Consider the following 18268-nt stretch of genomic DNA (forward strand, 5'->3'; position numbering starts at 1 on the left):
ACGCCCGGCGCCCTGCCCATCCCGGGCGGCGGCGCCGCGCGGGAGCCCGGCCGGGCTAGGAACGGGCCGACGCGGCGACGGCGCCGGCCACGGCGTCGAACTCGCCGAACGCCGCCGAGCCGCTGACGATCACCGTGGTGCCGGCGATGGTCGCGACATAGCTCTTCTCGGTGCCCGGCTTGTCGTACAGGGTCCAGGCGACCCCACCGACGTCCCGCGTCCCGGTGGTCGGCGCCTTGTGCACCTGGTCGGCGAGCCACGTCGGGTTCGCGGAGGCCGTCTGCTCGACCGAGACGAACTGCTGGCCGGGGGTGAGGTAGCCGAGGTCCCAGTGCGAGACGCCGTCCGAGGTGCCGGAGACCCAGCGGGCGTAGTTGGGGGAATAGCCCGCGGGCAGCTGGGGGACGACCGGGCTGAAGCCGGCCACCGGCTTGGCGTTCGCCGCGACGGCCGCGACGTCGACGGCCGGACGGTACGTGTCCGTCTTCTGCCCGGCGCTCAGCAGCACCACCGGGACGATCGCCAGCAGGCTCACCAGGAGCGCCATGATCATCCCGATCACCGAGGCGTTGGCGCGCTTGGCCGCCGCCGGGGTCAGGACGGGCTTGACGGCGGGCGCGTCCTCGGGGCCGGCGGTGGCCTGGGCGTCGTGCGTCTCGGGGGCATGATCGGTGCTGCTCACGCCTCCATGGTCCCGCATGCAGCGCGGTGCTCGCGAATGCCAATGCGTCGGCGGAGGTCGACATCCTTTCGGGGCCGTGGGGCCCGGACGACTAGGATGAAGGAACACGCCCGCTCGAAGAAGAGGTCCTCAGTGTCCACTGCGTCCCAAGACACCCAGTACTCGACCCTTTCCAGCTCGCTCCACGTGGGAGCCGACGAGCCGGACCGCAACCTCGCGCTCGAGCTCGTCCGGGTGACCGAGGCCGCTGCGATCGCCGGTGGCCACTGGGTCGGCTTCGGCGACAAGAACAAGGCCGACGGCGCGGCCGTCGACGCGATGCGCTCGTTCCTCGAGACCGTGCACTTCAACGGCGTCGTCGTCATCGGCGAGGGCGAGAAGGACGAGGCGCCGATGCTGTTCAACGGCGAGCGCGTCGGCGACGGTACGGGCCCCGAGGTGGACGTCGCCGTCGACCCGATCGACGGCACGCGCCTGACCGCCCTCGGCATCAACAACGCCCTCGCGGTCCTCGCCGTGGCCGAGCGCGGCACGATGTTCGATCCCTCGGCGGTCTTCTACATGGAGAAGCTCGTCACGGGCCCGGAGGCCGCGGACCTCGTGGACCTGCGCCTGCCGGTCAAGCAGAACCTGCACCTGATCGCCAAGGCCAAGGGCGTCAAGGTCAACCAGATCAACGTGTGCGTCCTCGACCGCGACCGCCACAAGCCCCTCGTCGAGGAGATCCGCGCCGCCGGCGCCCGGACCAAGTTCATCATGGACGGCGACGTGGCCGGTGCGATCGCCGCGGCCCGGGAGGGCACCGGGGTGGACGCGCTCATGGGCATCGGCGGCACGCCCGAGGGCATCGTCGCGGCCTGCGCCATCAAGGCCCTCGGCGGTGTGATCCAGGGCCGCCTCTGGCCCACGAGCGACGAGGAGAAGCAGAAGGCGCTCGACGCCGGGCACGACCTCGACCGCGTCCTCACCACGGGCGACCTCGTCACGAGCGACAACTGCTACTTCGCCGCCACGGGCATCACCGACGGCGACCTCCTCCGCGGCGTGCGCTACCGCAAGGACCGCGTCAAGACGCAGTCGATCGTGATGCGCTCCAAGTCGGGGACCGTGCGCTTCGTCGACGCCGAGCACCACGCCAGCAAGTGGGAGAACTGGGCTCGCCGGGCCTGAGCCGCGGCTAGACTGGGGCGCGGCCGCGCCCCAGTCGGCGCGTCGCCAGCACCCTGACGCCCGACCCAGGAGGATCATGAGCCCCGAGAGCCAGCAGGCCGCCCGCGAGCTGACCGTCAGTCCCTGCAGGGACCGCGCCACGTGGGACGCACTGGTGAACGGCCACGGAGGGCACCCCCTCCAGCTGTGGGGCTGGGGCGAGGTCAAGGCGGCCCACCACTGGCGCACGGAGCGGCTCCTCGTGCGGGACGGCGAGACCGTGGTGGGCGGCGCCCAGGTGCTGTACCGGTCCCTGCCGTGGCCGCTGAAGTCCCTCGCGTACCTCTCCCGCGGCCCCGTCTGCGCGCCCGAGGACGCCGGGCGCGTGCTGGCCGCCGTCGCCTCGGCAGTCCGGGCGGCGCACGGCTCCGTGGCCCTCGTCGCCGAACCGGACTGGGACGCCGGCTCGGCGGGGGAGCGCGAGCTGGAGGCGGCCGGCTTCCGCCGCACGGAGGGCACCATCCTCATTCCGCGCACCCTCATCCTCGACCTCGGACGCAGCGAGGACGAGCTCATGGCGGACATGTCCCGCACCACGCGCGCCAACGTGCGCAAGAACCTCCGCGGCGACCTGGAGTTCCGCAAGGTCGCGACCGAGGAGGAGCTCGGGCAGGTGCTCGCGATCTACCGCGAGACCGCGGAGCGCGCCGGATTCGGCATCCACGAGGACGGCTACTACCGGGACATCTGGCGCTTCCTCGGCGACGACTCGCCGATCGTGGCCGCGTTCGACGGCGACCGCGTGGTCGCCTTCGTGTGGATCGCGCGCAGCGCGGGCACAGCCTTCGAGCTCTACGGCGGCGTCAACGCGGCCGGGCAGAAGGCCCGCGCGAACTACGGCGTCAAGTGGGCGGCCTTCATGGCGATGAAGGAGGACGGCTGCGCCCGCTACGACCTCAACGGCCTGCTCAACGACGGCATCTCCGACTTCAAGAAGCAGTTCGCCCAGCACGAGAACCTGCTCGCCGGGACGTGGGAGCTGCCGCTCTCGCCGTTCTACCCCGTGTACGCGACCGGCATGCCGCTCGCCCGCAGGACGCTCGCGCAGGGCCGCCGTGCGGCGAAGACCGCCGTGCGGCGGGTCAGGGGCGCCGCGGGCCGGGCCCGCCAGCTCGCCCAGCGCTGACGCTCGTCCGCGCCGCCGGCGGCCTGGCCGCCGGCGGCCTGGCCGCCGGCGTGCGCCCTACGCCAGGCCCGAGGCCGGGCCCAGCCCTGTCGTCACGGCGAAGGCGAGGACACCGTCCGACCCTGCGTGCGCGAGGGCCGGCGATTCGGCGTCCGGGATGAAGGCGCTGTCGCCGCGGGAGAGCACCAGATCGCCCTTCGGCGTGTCCAGGGTGAGTGAGCCCCGCACCACGAGCACGACCGCCGCGCCGGTCTGGGCCACCGGCACGGGCTCGGGCGCTGCCCCCGCGCCCGGCGTGCCGGGCACCTCGATGCGCTGGAGCTGGAATTCCTCGAACGGCGGCCGGTAGAGCTCCTGCCCGAGCGCGGACTCCTGTGCGGCGAGCCGGGGGACCCCCGGGGCCTCGAACACGACGGTGCGCAGCAGCTCGGGGATGTCGACGTGCTTGGGCGTCAGGCCGCCGCGCAGCACATTGTCCGAGGCCGCCATGACCTCGATGCCCAGGCCCCGCAGGTACGCGTGCACGTTGCCCGCCGGCAGGTAGAGGGCCTCGCCGGGCGCCAGGCTCACGCGGTTGAGCATGAGCGACAGGAGCACCCCCGGGTCGGAGGGGTAGGCCGCCGCGAGGTCCGCGACGGTGGCCAGGGCGGCGTCGTCCCGGGCTGCGGGCCCGGCGGCGGCGATGGCCGCGGCGGCCGCGTCGACGCACGCGCGCACGTCCGGACCGCCGTTGATGAGCCGGGCGAAGGCTGCGCTGAGCGCCTCGGCCTCGTCCGGGGTCCGCAGGAGCTCGGCGACCTGCTCCGTCACCTCGGCGGCCTCGGACCCCGCGAGCAGCGCCGTCAGCCGCTCGAACAGCGCGGCGGACTCGCCCGGAGCGCGGAAGCCGGTGAGCGCGTCGAACGGGGTGAGGGCGAACACCATCTCGGGCTTGTGGTTGTCGTCCTTGTAGTTCCGGTGCGGGGCGGTGCGGGCGACGCCGGCCGCCTCCTCGTCGGCGAAGCCCGCCTTCGCCGCCTCGAGCTTCGGGTGGACCTGCAGGGACAGGGGGGAGTCCGCCGCGAGGACCTTCAGCAGGAATGGCAGGCGGGGGCCGAACGCCTCGATGCTCTTCGGGCCCAGGGTGCCGACCGGATCGGCATCGATGAGCTCCGCGAGGCTCGAGCCGTCGGGGTCGTCCAGCGGCTGCGACGGCGCGTCGGGGTGCGCCCCGATCCAGAGCTCGGCCTCCGGCCGTCCGCTCGGCTCACGGCCCAGCAACTCGGCGATCGCCGTCCTCGAGCCCCAGGCGTAGTCGCGGACGGTGTTGCTCAGCAGGTGCATGGGGTCCTCACAGGGGCGGGCGGGTGGGTCTTGAGGGCAAGCGGGTGGGTCTTGAGGGCAAGCGGGTGGGTCTTGAGGGCGGGCGGGTGCAGGGGGACGCCGGGTCCTGAAGCTGGATCACGGCGGCGCGACCGTCACAGCGGCGTGCACTCCCCGTTGCCGGACATGATGGCGTCGAGCAGGTCGTTCCTGCCCGCGTTGAACAGGTCGTTGAGGTGCTGGGGAGTGACCTTGACCCCATCCGGGCCCACGTCGTTGTACTGGTTGGCCGGCGCGCCTGCGGGGGCGTACTGGCCGGCCGGGATCGCACCCGGGACGGCGAGTCCCGCGCCCCCGCCGAGCACCGACGTCGTGCCTCCCAGCGCCTTCGGCGACGGCGAGGCAGATCCGCTCGCCTGCTTGAGGGTGTCCTGGACCTTCGCGTGGATGGCGTTGAAGTCCGGGTAGGTCGGGAAGGAGGCGTCGAAGTCCGGCGGCCCGATCACGAGCCGGGTGGTGGGCTGGCCCTTGCCCTTGAGGGCGAGGTCGACGAAGCTGCCGAGCTGCTCCGAGGAGATGTTGGACTCGACGACCTTGGTCCCCGCCCCCGCGATGTCCTGGAACTTGCTCAGGAGGGTCGCGGGGTTGAGCTGGTTGATCATGGCCTGCTCGATGCACTGCTGCCGGGCGACCCGGTCGTAGTCGCTCGCGAACTCGCGGCTGCGCCCGTACCAGAGGGCGTGGAAGCCGTCGAGCTTCTGTTCCCCGGGGGCGATCCAGCCGACGGGCAGCGCATGGGTCCCGGTGTTGTCGAGCGAGGCACCGCTCATCGGCACCCAGCCGCCGGCCTTGATGCGGATTCCGCCCATCGCGTCGATGAGCTGCTGGAAGCCCGCCATGTCCACCACCACGTAGGCCTGGACCTTGATGCCGAGCGTTCCGGAGGCCGCCTCGAGCGTTGCCTGCGCGCCGGGATCGTCCACGCCCGGGTAGAGGTCCTTGTACTTCTGGTTGACCTCGGTGTTGATGGCGTTGATGAGGCAGTCGTTGCCGCAGTTGTAGCCGTCCGGGTAGATCTTGTGCATCGGCGAATCGGCGGGGAACTGCGCGTTCTGGAGGTTCCGCGGGATCGAGATGAGGGCGGTGCGGCCGGTGTTCGCGTCCACGCTGATGATCGAGAGGCTGTCGGGGCGGCGGCCCACGCGGTCTGCGCCGGCGTCGCCCCCCATCACCATGAAGTTGTAGCGGCCGTCCACGGGGCTGATGGCCGGGCCGCCGAAGATCGTCCCGATCGCGCCCCGGCCCACGCCGATGAGGTAGGCCCCGTAGGCGAGGCTGCCGCTGGAGAGCACCATGGCCACGACGAGGGCCAGGATCACGGCCGGGCGCATCCGCTGGGCCAGGAGCGGGACGCGGATGAGCCGCAGTGTGTTCAGGAACAGGCCTGCCCAGCAGACGGCCAGCACGAGCAGGACCACGATGAGGACCAGCGAGAGCACCGGGTGCGTGACCAGGGTCAGGATCGCCCCGCGGTTGATGAGGCCGACGACGAGGAGGACGAGCGCGAGCGCCCACACCGTCGCGGTGACCGCCAGGGCGCGGCGCGCGAGGCGCCGGCTCCCCGCGATCAGCTGGGCAGTGCCCGGGACCAAGAGGGTCAGGACCAGGAGCGTGAAGGCCCGCCGCGTCCGCACCCCGGGCGAGGCGCCCTCGGGGTGGCGGATCGGATCGGTCTGGTGGCTTCGCGCGGGGATGTGCAGGGCCATGGTCCTCCTGTCGGTGCGCGGGTCAGGCGCCGGGCCGGTCGGCGTCGTCCGCGAAGACCCGCGCGGCCTTCTCGCGCAGCGCCTCGCCCTTGCGGGCGGCGGCGGCCTTGAGCCCGACGGCGAACTCCGCGAGCCGCTCTGCGAGCTGCTGCCCGAGCTCGTCCTGGGCCGAGGCGAGCATGCGCACGGCGAGCAGCCCGGCGTTGCGCGCGCCGCCGATCGAGACGGTCGCGACGGGGACGCCCGCCGGCATCTGCACGATCGAGAGGAGGGAGTCCATCCCGTCGAGGGTCTTCAGCGGCACGGGCACGCCGATCACGGGCAGCGTCGTCACCGAGGCGAGCATCCCGGGGAGGTGGGCCGCGCCCCCTGCCCCTGCGATGATCACCTTCAGGCCACGCCCGCGGGCGGACTTGCCGTAGGCGATCATCTCCTCGGGCATCCGGTGGGCCGAGACGACGTCCGCCTCGAAGGGGACTCCGAACTCGGCGAGCGCGTCCGCGGCGGCCTCCATGACGGGCCAGTCCGAGTCGGAGCCCATGACGAGCCCGACGAGGGGCTGCTGGGGCGATGCCGGGGTGCTCATGCGTTCTCCTGGGGGTCGGAGGGCGTCCCGTCCGCCCGCGTGCCGGGGGCACCGTCGCGGACGATGGCGGCGACGCGGGAGGCCCGTTCGCGCAGGGCGGCCGGATCGGATCCGGGTCCGCCGACGAGGTTGACGTGGCCGATCTTCCGGCCGGGCCGGACGGACTTGCCGTAGGCGTGGACCTTGGCGGCCGGGTCCGCGGCGAGCGCGGCCGGGAAGGCGCTGTAGAGGTCCTCGTTGGCCCCGCCGAGGTAGTTCTTCATGATGGCCCAGTCGCCGAGCACGTCCGTGGCTCCGAGCGGAAGGTCGAGGACGGCGCGCAGGTGCTGCTCGAACTGGCTCGTCACCGAGCCGTCCTGGGTCCAGTGGCCGGTGTTGTGCGGCCGCATGGCGAGCTCGTTGACGAGGAAGCCGGGGCCACGGCCGGGCGTCTCGAACAGCTCAGCGGCCATGACGCCGGTCACCCCGAGGCTCTCGGCCACCGTGAGCGCCGCCTGCTGGGCCGCGCGGGCGACGGCGGGGTCCAGCTCGGGCGCCGGGGCGATCACCTCGTCGCACACGCCGTTGACCTGGATCGTGTGCACGACGGGCCAGGCCCGGGACTCTCCGCTGGGGGTGCGGGCGACGAGGGCGGACAGCTCGCGGGAGAAGCCGACCATCTCCTCGGCCAGCAGCGGCGACATGGTGCCGAACCAGTCGTCGCACTCCTCGGCCTCGGCGGCGGAGCGGAGCACGCGCACACCCTTGCCGTCGTACCCGCCGCGGGGCGTCTTGAGCACCACGGGCCAGCCGAGCTCGTCGCCGAACGCGACGAGCTCGCTGATGTGGTGCACGGCCCGCCAGCGCGGATTCGGCAGGCCGAGCGCGTCGATGGCCTCGCGCATGCGCAGCTTGTCCTGGGCATGGACGAGCGCCTCGGGGCCCGGCTGGACGTTGACGCCCTCTGCCATGAGCGCCAGGAGGTGCTCGGTGGGGACGTGCTCGTGGTCGAACGTCAGGACGTCGACCTCGCGGGCGAACGCCCGCAGGTCCTCGAGGCTGCGGTAGTCGCCGACGGGCGCGAACGGGACGGCGGGGACGGCGGAGACGTCCTCAGCCTCCGCGAGGACGCGCAGTTCGAGGCCGAGGGCGGTTGCTGCAGGGGCCATCATGCGCGCCAGCTGGCCGCCTCCGACCACTCCGATCACAGGAAAACTCACTCGCCCAGAGTACAGAATGCTGGCCCGGGGACGGCGGACGCGGGCCCGGGAGAGCGTGCTCACAGCGGGTATCCAGCCTCCGCGTCGGAGGGCGGCGGTAGAATGGCCTGTGCGCTCTCCCCGTCCCGGCCCCTCGGGCCGAGGCGGGACGCCGGATGCCTTGCGTCCTGAGGCGATGCGCCGTCCCGATGCCGTCCGTGGAGGATCATGATCTCGACAATCTCCGACCGCCTGCGTGGTCTCGTCTCGCTCTTCTGGCGCGAGGTCGCGAAGTTCGGCACGGTCGGCGGTGTGGCCTTCGTCATCGACAACGGCCTGACCTACCTGTTCATGCACACGATCATGTCCGACTCGGAGGCCAAGGCACGCTTCGTGGGCGCGACGGTGGCCACGATCTTCTCGTGGGTGGCCAACCGCTACTGGACCTTCCGGCATCGCAAGCAGGCCAACATTGCCCGCGAGTTCGTCATGTTCGCGGTCATCAACGGCCTCGGCATCGGCATCTCGACCGGATTCACGGCCATCGCCAAGTACTGGATGGACATCCAGGACAAGAACGTGCTGTTCCTCGCCGGCGTGGTCGGCATCGTGGTCGCCACGGTGGTGAGGTTCTTCGCCTACCGCTTCTGGGTCTTCAACCAGGAGCTCGACACCGAGCCCGGGTACGAGGGCGACCACGAGATCTTCGAGCACGAGCACGGGCACGGCCACGAGCACGGGCACCCCTCCGCGGCCGGTGCCGGCGAGCCGGGCCGGACGGCCGCGGGCCCCGGCGACCTGGGCGCTGCCGGGGACCGCTGAGGAAGGGCCGCTCAGGCCCCGGTGACCTTCTCGGTCTGGCGGATGCGCTCGAGGGCGCGTCCGTCCTCTGCTTCCTCGGTCTGCGCATGGACCAGCACCGCGGACCCGTCCGCGGCCCAGGCTCCGAGGAGCCGCGACAGCGAGGCCCGCAGGCCTTCCCGCGCCGCGACCAGGACGCGCGCGCCGGCGGCTGCCGGGGCGGCGAACCCGGAGGAGAGCTCCGCCTGCGAGAACGACTCGCTCCCTGACTCGTAGGCAGCATCGTCCTCGGCCGGCGCATCGAACGGCTCGTAGGAGTCGGCGAACTGGCGCACGGCGGCCGCGTAGTCGTAGGCGCCTGCCGGCAGCTGGCCCGGGTACCCCATCTCGAGCGCGCCGAGCGCGACGGCCACGAGCGCGCCGCCGGAGGGCGCGGCGTCGTCCGCCGCAAAGTCCGGGCCCACGAAGGTGACGTCGACCGGGATGCCCGGGTCGTCGACGACCACGGCGCCCACCTGCCACGCGGCGAGCGCGATCACGGCCGACTTCCAATGGGCCGGCAGGGCGATCCGCACCCGGGTGCCGATCTCGGCGTCGAGCTCCTCGGTCAGGAAGTTCGACGTCTTCGCGACCCAGTTCTCCAGCACGCGGCCGGAGAGCTCGATGCGCTCGCCGTCCGGGCCGTACCAGGTCAGGCGGGGGGAGGAGGCATGTTGGCCGCCGCGCAGCCGCTGCAGCAGATGGGGGATCGTGGATGGCATGCGCCCATTGGACCACAGCGCCCTGCGCCTCGGCCGCGGAGGTGGGGCGGGCCCCGCGCGCCGCGCGTGTCGCACAGACGCGCCACGGAATCGTCTGGCTACAATCCGCCGCCACCGCTTGACTCAGACCGTCTTACACGCATGTAATTAGCACTGGACAGTAACTGCGCCGGCGGCACCGATGAACCGATCATCGCATGGCCGAGGGGGGACCGGCACCGGGATTCTTCCTGGCGCTGGTCTGAAGCGGCTCGCCGCGCAGAACGACCCGAGGAGGAGCACCGTGGGACAGGCGGAGCGTATCCAGTATGAGTCGGCCGTAGCTGCACAGGCATCGGCCAGGTACCGGTCGCGGGGGATTCCCGCGGATTGGTACGTCGATCCAGCAGACCCGGACGCGCAGGAGCGGTACGAGGCCCGCTCCGTGGAGACCCTCGAGGATGCCGCGACGGCGTTCCTCGCGGCCCACGAGGTGGAGGACCCCGACGACGACGTCGAGGACGAGCCGGCGGACGAGGCCATCGAGCGCGCGCTCGCCCTCCTCGCGAATCCCCGGGAGCACTCGCCCAAGGCCGTGCTCATCGACCTCGTCCAGCCGGGCGAGCCCGAGGAGGGCGAGCTCGCGTGGCAGGCCGAGGCGCTGTGCGCCCAGACCGACCCCGAGGCCTTCTTCCCGGAGAAGGGCGGCTCGACCCGCGACGCCAAGAAGGTCTGCGGATCCTGCACGGTGAGGGCCCAGTGCCTCGAGTACGCCCTCGCCAATGACGAGCGCTTCGGCATCTGGGGCGGCCTCTCCGAGCGCGAGCGCCGCCGGCTCCGGAAGCGGGCGGTCTGACCCTGGAGGCTCTACGCGTCACCGCTGTCGTCGTTGCGCACGACGGCGGTCCCTACCTTCCTGCGACCCTCGCCGGCCTCGCGGGCCAGACCCGCCCGGTCGACGCCGCGATCGGCATCGACACCGGGTCCCGCGACCACTCCGCCGAACTCCTGTGCGAGGCTCTCGGCGCCGAGAACGTCACGGCCGTGCGCACTCCTGGAGGGTTCGGCGGCGCCGTGGCCCGCGGCCTGGGGGGCCTCGCCGCGGGGTCGCCGGCTGCCGCCGGGGCCGCCGCGGAGTGGCTCTGGCTGCTGCACGACGACGCGGCCCCGGCGCCGGACGCGCTCGCCGCGCTGCTCGCGGCAGTGGAGGCCGCCCCGAGCGTGGCCGTGGCCGGCTGCAAGCAGCTCGATCCGGACGCGCCCGGCTGCCTCGTCGACGTCGGCCTGTCCGTCAGCCGCTGGGGCGAGCGGCTGACCCTCATCGACGTGGACGAGCAGGACCAGGGCCAGTACGACGCGCGCAGCGACGTCTTCGCCGTGAACTCGGCCGGGATGCTCGTGCGCCGGGACGTCTGGGAGTCCCTGCGCGGCTTCGATCCGGCCCTGCCGGCCACCGGCGACGACGTCGACTTCTGCTGGCGCGCGCGCCTCGCCGGGCACCGCGTCGTCGTGGTCCCCGGGGCCCGCATGATGCATTCCGCCCGGCCGGGCGCCGCCGGCACGCCCTTCGCGGCCCGCCGGGCCGAGGTCTACTCCCGGCTCAAGCACGCACCGCTGTGGCAGCTGCCCCTCCACGCCGCGGGCGCGCTCTTGGGCGGCCTCTGGCAGTTCCTGCTGGCCATCGTCCTCAAGGAGCCCGGTCTGGGCGCCGCGAGACTCGGCGCCACCCTCGCGGCCCTGGGCATGCCCGCCAGGCTGGCCCGCGGGCGCCGGGCCGCGCGCAGGAGCCGCACCGTCTCGCGCTCCGTGCTCCGCCCGCTCATCAGCCCGCGCCGCGACATCTGGGCCCACCGCCGCGCACTGCTCGAATCCGCGGCCGCCGAGCCGGAGAGCGTGGTGGGCGACGGCTCGGGGATGGCAGAGGGCTCCAGCGAGCCGACTGGCGACTCCCAGGACGACTTCGCGGCCTTGGCGGTCGCCTCCCGCGGCTGGGTCGGGACCGGCGCCCTCGTGGTCGCCGCGGGCGCCCTGCTGGCCGCGTTCGCGGCGTTCGCCCCGCTGCTCGGAGCCGAAGCCGCCGTCGGCGGCGCGCTCGTGCCGGTCTCCACGACCCTCTCCGCCGTCTTCGCCCACGCCACGAGCTGGTGGGCCGGGATCGGCCCGGGCCAGGCGGGGCACGGCGACCCCTTCGACCTCGTGCTCTGGATCCTCGGACTCCTCGCCGCCGGCGATCCGAACCGCGGCGTCACCGCCGCCCTCGTGGCGGCCGCCCCCGTCGCCGGCCTCGGCGCGTGGGCCCTCGCCGCCAACCTCACCGCCCACCGCGCGCCCCGTTGGCTCGCCGCCCTCGTGTGGGCCGCCGCGCCCTCCCTCCTGACCGCGCTCGCGCAGGGCCGGCTCGGCGCCGCCGTGGCCCACGCCGCCCTGCCGTGGGCCGTCCTCGGCATGGTCCGCGCGGTCGGCGGAGCCCGGATCCGGGGCACGGTCGGGCCCCGCCACGAGCCGCGCAACGGCACCGGCGGCGTTCCGTCCTGGACCGCGGCAGCCGCCGGCGGCCTCGCGCTCGCCGCGGCGACAGCCGGTGCGCCCTCGCTCGTCCCACTGGCCGCCGCGGTAGTCCTGCTCGCTTCCCTCGCGCTGCGCGGGCGCGCGAGAAGCCTGTGGATCGTGCTCGTGCCCACCGCCGCGCTCTTCGCCCCGCTGTGGGTGTCCGCGCCGTCGAACCTGCGTGCGTGGATCGCCGACCCCGGCGTCCCGCTCGCCGGGGCCCCCGCAGCACCGTGGCAGCTCGTCCTCGGGCAGCCCGTGGCGTTCGACGCCGGGGCCGCGCTCACCGGCGTGCCCGCGCTCCCCGCGGGCGTGCCGTGGTCCCTCCTCGGGGCGCTGCTCGTCGGTGCGCCGGTGCTGGCCGCAGCCGTGGCCGGAGCAGTCCTCCTCACCGGGCGCCGGGGCGTCGCTGCCCGACTGCTGTTTGCGGTGGGCGTCCTCGGGCTGGCCTATGCGTGGGCGGTGTCCCGCACCCCCACCGCGGTCGCCGGGGACTCGCTCGCGGCACCCTTCGCCGGACCGAGCCTCGGGGCCGCATCGATGGCGTTCATCACCGTCGGCGTCCTCGCCCTGGACCGCCTCCTCGAGCGCCGCAGGAGCGCCGCCCTCCGGCCGCAGCCCGAGGGCTCCACGGCGTCGAGCGCGCCGCGCCGGGCCGTCGCGGCCGCGATCGTGCTCGCCTACGTGCTCGTCGCCGTCGGCCCCGCCGGGGCCCTGGCCCAATGGGCCGCCACCGCGCTGGGGCACGCCCCCTCGTCCGGGGGACTCGGTGCCGAGGCGCTCGTCGGCCCCGGACTGTCCCGGGTCCTTCCCGCGACCGCCGCCGATCTGGGACAGGGGACGCAGCAGACCCGCACACTCGTCCTCCACGGCACCGACGCCGGCGGCTTCACGGCGAACCTCATGCGCGGAGCCGGCACCACTCTGGATTCGCTCTCAGCGGTCGCCGCGTCCAGCCGCGTCCAGGGCGCGTGGGGCTCGGAGCGCATCGCCGACGACGATGCCGCGCTCACCGCACTCCGCCACGCGGTCGCCACGGTGGGCGGCGGCGCAGCCGTGGACCCGCGCAGCGACCTCGAGCAGCTCGGGATCGGCTTCGTGGTGCTCGCGGACGACGGGGCCACGGATGAGGTCACGGCGGGCCGCATTGATGCCGTGCCCTTCCTCGTCGCCGTGGGCCGCACGGACGCCGGCTGGCTCTGGCGCGTCACCCCGCGCACGGCGGGCAACGACGGCGCCTTTGCCATCGACCAGCGCGCGCGCATCGTTGCCGCGTCCGGGGCCACCCTCGCGGTAGTCCCCTCCGGCCCCGAGACGGTCTCCGCCGACATCCCGGCCGGACCCCAGGGACGCAAGCTCGTGCTCGCCGAGCGCAGCGACGCGCACTGGTCGGCCTCGCTCGACGGCACCCCGCTCGCGGCCTCGGCCCAGGGCTGGGCCCAGGCGTTCGACCTTCCGGCCCGGGGCGGCCATCTCGACCTCGCCTACCGGGATCCCGCCGCATGGCCGCTGGGGGCCGCCGCCGTCGCCGCCTTCGCGCTGACGCTCCTACTGGCCATCCCGGCCCGGGTCCGGCGCACGGGCCGCCGCGGTGCCGGGTCCGCTCTCCTCGTCCGCGAGTCGCTCGGACGCCATCCGCAGCGTGCGGCAGGGCGCCCTGCCGCTGGCCGCCGCCGCGGCGAGGACGGCGCCGCCGCCCCTGCCCCCGTCCACGACGGCGAGGACGCGCCGCTCGACGACGGACCGGACGACTGGCCGATCGACGAACCGGAGGCGCAGCCCACGGAGGCGGCCCGCGCCGAGGACCGCGAACCTGCGAGCAGTGAGGAAGCAGCGCATGACGACGCCCGCCTCTGACCGGACCCCGACGACCCGGCCGGGCCGCCGGATGCGCGCCGTGGGGGCCGCCGTCGCCGGCACCGTCCTCGCCGGCCTTGCCGGCGGGCTCACGGTCGCGGCGTCCGCCGTGCCCGCTCCCGCATCCCTCAACGCGGGGAACGCGCCCTCGGTCGACGTGCCCACGGCAGACGCGGTGCGCGCCTGCCCGGGACCCGCCCGGCTGCTGTCCGGCACCCCGGTGCAGGGAGACCCCCAGTTCAGTCCGGCAAGCCGGACCGCCCGGACCCAGGTGAGCGGCATCGTCCTGTCCGACACGCAGGGCACGCTCCCGGACACTGCGCTGGGGCCGCAGGGCGGTCCGGCGCTGAAGTCCATCCCGGGCCAGAAGGTGCCCGCGGGAACCGTGGCACAGCCGCGCGCTGCGGCGATCGCGGGGCAGGGTGTGGATGCGCTGACCCTGCTCACGGCCAAGCCCCTCGCCGGGACCCCCGCCTCGACGGGAGCCCTCACCCGGTTCGACGCAGGGGACGGCGACCTGCGCGGCCTCGCCACCGCCACCTGCACCGCCCCGACGAACGACCAATGGCTCCTCGGGGCGGAGACGACCGTGGGGCGGACCTCCATCCTGACTCTCGCCAATCCCAGCTCGAGCCCGGCCACGGTGGACCTCGAATTCTTCGGGGACAAGCCGCTGACCCAGGCACCGCCCTCGAGCCGGGGCCTTCAGGTCAAGCCCGGCAGCTCCGCCTCGTACGTGCTGAGCGGCTACATGCCGGGCCAGGCCAACGTCTCGGTGCACGTGCGCAGCACCGGCGCCCCCGTCGCCGCGTCCATCCAGCAGTCCACGCTGCGCGGCCTCACCCCCGGCGGCGTCGAGCTCATCACGCCCGCCGCGGCGCCGGCACCGCGGCAGACGGTGACGGGCATCGAACTGCAGGACCCGGCCCGGTCGAAGGACCTCACAGCGAGGAGCGGGTACGAGGACGCCGGCGCCGCCGTGCAGATCACCGTCCCCGGCGCCGCGGACGCCGTCGTGCAGCTCCGCGTATACGGCCGCAACGGTGCCGTGCAGCTGCCCGGCGGCGGAGTCGTGACGGCCAAGGCGGGAACCGTCACGGAGGTCCCCCTCGCGGGGCTCCCCGCCGGGACCTACAGCGTGTCCGCGACCGCGGACGTCTCCTTCACGGCCTCTGCGCGCGTGCCGCGCGGCCTCTCGGCCGACGAGCCCCTCGACACGGCCGTGGCCTCGGCGTCCCAGCGGATCGGCGACAGCCACGTCGTCGCGGTCGGGCAGGGCAGCGGGTCCCGGCAGATCGTGTTCGGCGTCCCGGACGGGCGCGCCCAGATCCGGGCTGTCCCCGTCACCGAGGACGGGGCGTTCCACAGCGCCGTCTCGCTCGACGTCGCCGGTGGGACGACCGCGGTCCTCGACGCGCCCGACAAGGTGGACGGCTCGGCGCTCACCGGATACGTGCTCTCGGCCTCGGGCGACCCGGCCTACGGCTCGCTCCTCTTCAAGGGCGACGGCAACGCCATCTCGGCGGCCACGATCGTTCCCGCGGCGGCGGGGGCGCGCTCGCTGCCCGTGACCGTCGGCTACTAGGGAACCGGGGGCCCGGGCCCTCAGTAGCCGCGGTAGTAGGGATCGAGGGTCTCGGGGGCGACGCCGAGCATGAGGGCGGTGTACTCCACCACGATGTCGTGCACGAGGTCCTGCAGCTCTGCCGGGGAGGAGGCGCCGGTCTCCACGACGCGGCGGTAGACCGTGATGCGGGGTGCGCGGCCCGGCGCGCCGGGGGTGTACTGCCCCTGCGGGGGGCGGCCCCCGTCCCGGAGCAGCTGCTCGAGCCCGGGCGGGATCTCCTCGACGGCATACTCGACGCCGTCCAGCTTCGAGGAGTTGAGTTCCTGAAGGCGGTCCGCGGCATCGAAGACCCAGTCCTCGAAGCGCTCCGCGCGGGTTCGGCTCGCAGGGAGCACGGACGGCAGGATCTCGCCGCGCAGGCCGCGCCCATGGCGGTTCCTCCGACGCTGGCGGAAGCCGCGCCGTCGTTCCGCCGAGGGCTCTCCCTCCGGCGGCACTGGCCGGATGCTGAGGGTGGGCCCGCCCGGGTCCGACGGGCCCCCGGAGAACGAACGATCCTGCATACATCGACTCTAGTCGCCCCGTTCGCGCCATGGCGAGTCGTCGGCGGCCACGCGGCGCGGGGCCCGGCATGCGGGGTCAATCCCCGGGTAGCGGCAGTCCCGGGAGTAGGGTTCTGTGCCGTGGGTCCACTACGCCATTGTTCTCGATCTGCCTGCCGCCAGGCGGCGGTGGCAACGCTCACGTACGTGTACGCCGATTCCACCGCGGTCCTCGGCCCGCTCGCCACCTTCGCCGAGCCGCACAGCTACGACCTCTGCGCGACCCACGCCGAACGGCTCACCGTTCCCCGGGGTTGGGACGTGCTCCGTCTGGCCCTGCCGGCCGCGCCGCCCCGCAGCCCCGATGACATCCTCGCCCTCGCCGACGCGGTCCGGGAGGGGGAGGCCCCAAGCGACGACGGGAACGATTCCTCCTCCGGCCGGGCGGGCGCGCACCGGGCGGACTCCGAGCACGCCGGGGACCGGGGAGCCGGGGACCGGCCGTCCCGCGCGCCCCTCGACGTCCCGCCGGGGGCGGACATCCCGCGGCGGCACCTGAGGCTCCTGCGCGAGCCGTACTGACGCGAGCCGCACCGCCGCGGGCCCTACTGACGCGAGTCGCACCGCCCCGGTCCGCCGCAGTCACGCTGCCGGACTCGGTAGGCTAGAGGGCATGCCGAAACTCAGCCCCTCGCTGCTGGACATCCTCCGGTGCCCCGTGACGGGTTCCGCACTCGTCCAGGACGGCGACAGCCTCGTGGCCGCCGCGCCGGGCCCCGACGGGACGACGCCGCGCTACGCGATCGAGGACGGCATCCCCGTCCTCCTCGCGCCCACCACCACCTCCGCGAACCAGGAGCACGCATGACCCCCGACTTCAAGGTGAAGGACCTGTCCCTCCACGAGGCAGGACGCCACCAGATCCGCCTCGCCGAGCACGAGATGCCCGGCCTGATGGCGCTGCGGGAGGAGTTCGGCGAGTCGCAGCCGCTCAAGGGGGCGCGCATCGCCGGGTCGCTGCACATGACGGTCCAGACCGCCGTCCTCATCGAGACCCTCGTGGCGCTGGGCGCCGAGGTCCGCTGGGCCTCCTGCAACATCTTCTCGACCCAGGACGAGGCGGCGGCCGCCGTCGTCGTCGGCCCCGGGACCCCGGAGGACCCGCAGGGCGTGTCGGTGTTCGCCTGGAAGGGCGAGTCGCTCGAGGAGTACTGGTGGACCGCAGAGCAGATCCTCACCTGGCCCGGCGCGGACGCGAACCCCGAACTCGGCCCGAACCTGATCCTCGACGACGGCGGTGACGCGACGCTGCTCGTCCACAAGGGCGTCGAGTTCGAGGCAGCCGGGGCAGTGCCCGAGGCGACGGAGGAGGACCCCGAGGAGTACCGCATCATCCTCGAGGTGCTGCGCGCCGGTCAGGCCCGCGACCCCCAGAAGTGGACCCGGATCGCGGCCGGCATCAAGGGCGTGAGCGAGGAGACCACCACCGGCGTCCACCGGCTCTACCAGCTGGCCGAGCAGGGTGCCCTGCTCTTCCCTGCGATCAACGTCAACGACGCGGTGACGAAGAGCAAGTTCGACAACCGGTACGGCATCCGGCACTCCCTCCCCGACGGCCTCAACCGCGCTACCGACGTGCTGATCGGCGGCAAGGTCGCCGTGGTCTGCGGGTACGGCGACGTGGGCAAGGGGGCCGCGGAGGCCCTCCGCGGCCAGGGCGCGCGCGTGATCGTGACCGAGATCGACCCGATCTGCGCGCTGCAGGCGGCGATGGACGGCTACCAGGTGGCCAGGCTCGAGTCGGTCCTGGACCAGGGAGACATCTTCATCACGACCACCGGCGGCAAGGACATCATCCTCGCCGAGCACATGGAGGCGATGAAGGACAAGGCCATCGTGGGCAACGTGGGCCACTTCGACAACGAGATCGACATGGCCGGCCTCGCCCGGATCCCGGGGATCCGCAAGGTCGAGATCAAGCCGCAGGTGCACGAGTGGGTGTTCCCCGCCTCGAGCGGCCTCAACGGCGCCACGGCGGAACACTCGGTGATCGTGCTCTCCGAGGGGCGCCTGCTCAACCTCGGCAATGCCACGGGCCACCCATCCTTCGTGATGAGCAACTCGTTCGCCAACCAGACGATCGCCCAGATCGAGCTCTGGACGAAGCGCGATCAGGGCGACGGCCAGCGTGAGTACGAGAACCGGGTCTACGTCCTGCCCAAGGTCCTGGATGAGAAGGTCGCGCGGCTCCACCTCGCGGCGCTGGGTGTCGAGCTCACCGAGCTGACCAAGGAGCAGGCCGAATACCTCGGCCTCGATGTCGCCGGCCCGTACAAGGCGGACCACTACCGCTACTGACGCCCCG

General features: G+C 73.6%; 16 protein-coding genes. 9 read left to right on the forward strand and 7 right to left on the reverse strand.

Annotation, left to right across the window (positions count from 1 at the left end; genetic code table 11):
- Positions 1–55: 55 nt before the first annotated feature.
- Positions 56–682, reverse strand: coding sequence for a DUF4245 domain-containing protein (locus tag SA2016_RS07055; RefSeq protein WP_169803055.1), 627 nt, complete (start codon positions 680–682; stop codon positions 56–58).
- A 132-nt stretch (positions 683–814) separates the two neighbouring features.
- Here SA2016_RS07055 and glpX point away from each other — a divergent pair, with 132 nt between their 5' ends.
- Positions 815–1852 (forward strand): class II fructose-bisphosphatase, encoded by a 1038-nt coding sequence (gene glpX, locus SA2016_RS07060; protein ID WP_371326652.1) that lies wholly within the window; start codon positions 815–817, stop codon positions 1850–1852.
- A gap of 76 nt (positions 1853–1928) precedes the next feature.
- A complete protein-coding gene (locus tag SA2016_RS07065) occupies positions 1929–3017 on the forward strand; it encodes a lipid II:glycine glycyltransferase FemX (protein WP_066496932.1) in 1089 nt (362 codons plus the stop codon).
- Between the two features lie 57 nt (positions 3018–3074).
- Here SA2016_RS07065 and manA read toward each other — a convergent pair whose 3' ends face one another.
- The 4 genes from manA to SA2016_RS07085 form a co-directional block, all read right to left on the reverse strand.
- Positions 3075–4340: a mannose-6-phosphate isomerase, class I gene (gene manA / locus SA2016_RS07070; RefSeq protein WP_066496934.1), complete on the reverse strand. Its 1266-nt coding sequence runs from the start codon at positions 4338–4340 to the stop codon at positions 3075–3077.
- Between the two features lie 134 nt (positions 4341–4474).
- Positions 4475–6085: an LCP family protein gene (locus SA2016_RS07075; protein ID WP_066496935.1), complete on the reverse strand. Its 1611-nt coding sequence runs from the start codon at positions 6083–6085 to the stop codon at positions 4475–4477.
- A 22-nt stretch (positions 6086–6107) separates the two neighbouring features.
- Positions 6108–6671: a 5-(carboxyamino)imidazole ribonucleotide mutase gene (gene purE, locus SA2016_RS07080; RefSeq protein ID WP_066496937.1), complete on the reverse strand. Its 564-nt coding sequence runs from the start codon at positions 6669–6671 to the stop codon at positions 6108–6110.
- Positions 6668–7870: a 5-(carboxyamino)imidazole ribonucleotide synthase gene (locus tag SA2016_RS07085; protein WP_084249377.1), complete on the reverse strand. Its 1203-nt coding sequence runs from the start codon at positions 7868–7870 to the stop codon at positions 6668–6670. The genes purE and SA2016_RS07085 overlap by 4 nt, the downstream gene beginning before the upstream one ends.
- A 207-nt stretch (positions 7871–8077) precedes the next feature.
- Between SA2016_RS07085 and SA2016_RS07090 the strand changes: the two genes are divergently transcribed.
- Positions 8078–8671 (forward strand): GtrA family protein, encoded by a 594-nt coding sequence (locus SA2016_RS07090; RefSeq protein WP_066496938.1) that lies wholly within the window; start codon positions 8078–8080, stop codon positions 8669–8671.
- Between the two features lie 11 nt (positions 8672–8682).
- Here the strand turns inward: SA2016_RS07090 and SA2016_RS07095 are convergent, their stop codons facing one another.
- Positions 8683–9411, reverse strand: coding sequence for a TIGR03089 family protein (locus tag SA2016_RS07095; RefSeq protein WP_084249378.1), 729 nt, complete (start codon positions 9409–9411; stop codon positions 8683–8685).
- A 283-nt stretch (positions 9412–9694) separates the two neighbouring features.
- Between SA2016_RS07095 and SA2016_RS22170 the strand changes: the two genes are divergently transcribed.
- From SA2016_RS22170 to SA2016_RS07110, 3 genes are read left to right on the forward strand one after another with little or no spacing between them, the layout of a single operon-like run.
- A complete protein-coding gene (locus SA2016_RS22170) occupies positions 9695–10246 on the forward strand; it encodes a WhiB family transcriptional regulator (protein WP_084249379.1) in 552 nt (183 codons plus the stop codon).
- Between the two features lie 2 nt (positions 10247–10248).
- Positions 10249–13794 carry a glycosyltransferase gene (locus tag SA2016_RS07105; protein WP_141305715.1) on the forward strand — a complete coding sequence of 1182 codons (3546 nt, stop codon included), beginning with the start codon at positions 10249–10251 and terminating at the stop codon, positions 13792–13794.
- A complete protein-coding gene (locus SA2016_RS07110; RefSeq protein WP_066496939.1) occupies positions 13775–15379 on the forward strand; it encodes a DUF5719 family protein in 1605 nt (534 codons plus the stop codon). Before SA2016_RS07105 ends, SA2016_RS07110 begins: the two co-directional genes overlap by 20 nt.
- 20 nt (positions 15380–15399) lie before the next feature.
- Here SA2016_RS07110 and SA2016_RS07115 read toward each other — a convergent pair whose 3' ends face one another.
- Positions 15400–15924, reverse strand: a complete 525-nt coding sequence (locus SA2016_RS07115; RefSeq protein WP_066496940.1) for a metallopeptidase family protein — start codon at positions 15922–15924, stop codon at positions 15400–15402.
- Positions 15925–16044: 120 nt separating this feature from the next.
- Here SA2016_RS07115 and SA2016_RS22175 point away from each other — a divergent pair, with 120 nt between their 5' ends.
- The 3 genes from SA2016_RS22175 (at position 16045) to ahcY (ending at position 18261) form a co-directional block, all read left to right on the forward strand.
- Positions 16045–16485 (forward strand): DUF3499 domain-containing protein, encoded by a 441-nt coding sequence (locus tag SA2016_RS22175; RefSeq protein WP_066496942.1) that lies wholly within the window; start codon positions 16045–16047, stop codon positions 16483–16485.
- Between the two features lie 91 nt (positions 16486–16576).
- The gene (locus SA2016_RS07125) at positions 16577–16771 is read left to right on the forward strand and encodes a Trm112 family protein (RefSeq protein WP_066496943.1); all 195 of its coding nucleotides are present in this window, start codon (positions 16577–16579) and stop codon (positions 16769–16771) included.
- Positions 16768–18261 carry an adenosylhomocysteinase gene (ahcY, locus tag SA2016_RS07130; protein ID WP_066496944.1) on the forward strand — a complete coding sequence of 498 codons (1494 nt, stop codon included), beginning with the start codon at positions 16768–16770 and terminating at the stop codon, positions 18259–18261. The genes SA2016_RS07125 and ahcY overlap by 4 nt, the downstream gene beginning before the upstream one ends.
- The last annotated feature ends 7 nt before the right edge of the window (positions 18262–18268 follow it).

The organism is Sinomonas atrocyanea (assembly GCF_001577305.1).
Classification (GTDB): domain Bacteria; phylum Actinomycetota; class Actinomycetes; order Actinomycetales; family Micrococcaceae; genus Sinomonas; species Sinomonas atrocyanea.

Bases quoted from the DNA above. Each gene is read 5' to 3' on its own strand.
- SA2016_RS07065 (WP_066496932.1), top strand. From the start codon at position 1,929: ATGAGCCCCGAGAGCCAGCAGGCCGCCCGCGAGCTGACCGTCAGTCCC.
- SA2016_RS07075 (WP_066496935.1), bottom strand. From the start codon at position 6,085: ATGGCCCTGCACATCCCCGCGCGAAGCCACCAGACCGATCCGATCCGC.
- SA2016_RS07095 (WP_084249378.1), bottom strand. From the start codon at position 9,411: ATGCCATCCACGATCCCCCATCTGCTGCAGCGGCTGCGCGGCGGCCAA.
- purE (WP_066496937.1), bottom strand. From the start codon at position 6,671: ATGAGCACCCCGGCATCGCCCCAGCAGCCCCTCGTCGGGCTCGTCATG.
- manA (WP_066496934.1), bottom strand. From the start codon at position 4,340: ATGCACCTGCTGAGCAACACCGTCCGCGACTACGCCTGGGGCTCGAGG.
- SA2016_RS07125 (WP_066496943.1), top strand. From the start codon at position 16,577: ATGCCGAAACTCAGCCCCTCGCTGCTGGACATCCTCCGGTGCCCCGTG.
- SA2016_RS07090 (WP_066496938.1), top strand. From the start codon at position 8,078: ATGATCTCGACAATCTCCGACCGCCTGCGTGGTCTCGTCTCGCTCTTC.
- SA2016_RS07110 (WP_066496939.1), top strand. From the start codon at position 13,775: ATGACGACGCCCGCCTCTGACCGGACCCCGACGACCCGGCCGGGCCGC.
- ahcY (WP_066496944.1), top strand. From the start codon at position 16,768: ATGACCCCCGACTTCAAGGTGAAGGACCTGTCCCTCCACGAGGCAGGA.
- SA2016_RS07115 (WP_066496940.1), bottom strand. From the start codon at position 15,924: ATGCAGGATCGTTCGTTCTCCGGGGGCCCGTCGGACCCGGGCGGGCCC.